Origin of the sequence: Pseudomonas sp. NPDC096950 (assembly GCF_044762525.1) — a bacterium.
GTDB lineage: Bacteria > Pseudomonadota > Gammaproteobacteria > Pseudomonadales > Pseudomonadaceae > Aquipseudomonas.
On record NZ_JBIWEL010000063.1, the window covers coordinates 1 to 539 of the forward strand.

The 539-nt window shown below is 56.2% G+C and carries 1 pseudogene; it reads left to right on the forward strand.

Going from position 1 to position 539, the window contains the following annotated elements:
- A pseudogene (locus ACIQY3_RS34360) lies at positions 1-539 on the forward strand (DNA-directed RNA polymerase subunit beta'); the annotation flags it as partial.

Genomic DNA, 539 nt, shown 5'->3' on the forward strand with positions numbered 1-539 from the left:
GTGGCCTGATGGCCAAGCCGGACGGCTCCATCATCGAAACGCCGATTACTGCGAACTTCCGTGAAGGTTTGAGCGTACTTCAGTACTTCATCTCGACTCACGGTGCTCGTAAAGGTTTGGCGGATACCGCGTTGAAAACTGCGAACTCCGGTTACCTGACTCGTCGTCTGGTAGACGTGGCGCAGGATCTGGTTGTGACCGAGATCGATTGCGGCACCGAACATGGCCTGGTAATGACTCCGCACATTGAAGGCGGTGACGTTGTTGAGCCATTGGGCGAGCGCGTATTGGGTCGTGTCATTGCCCGTGACGTGTTCAAGCCAGGTACCGAAGAAATCATCGTTCCTGCCGGTACATTGGTAGACGAGAAGTGGGTTGAGTTCATCGAGCTGAACAGCATCGATGAAGTGATCGTGCGTTCGCCGATCAGCTGCGAAACCCGCTACGGCATTTGCGCCAAGTGCTACGGCCGTGACTTGGCTCGTGGTCACCAGGTGAACATCGGTGAAGCGGTCGGCGTTATCGGTGCCCAGTGCATC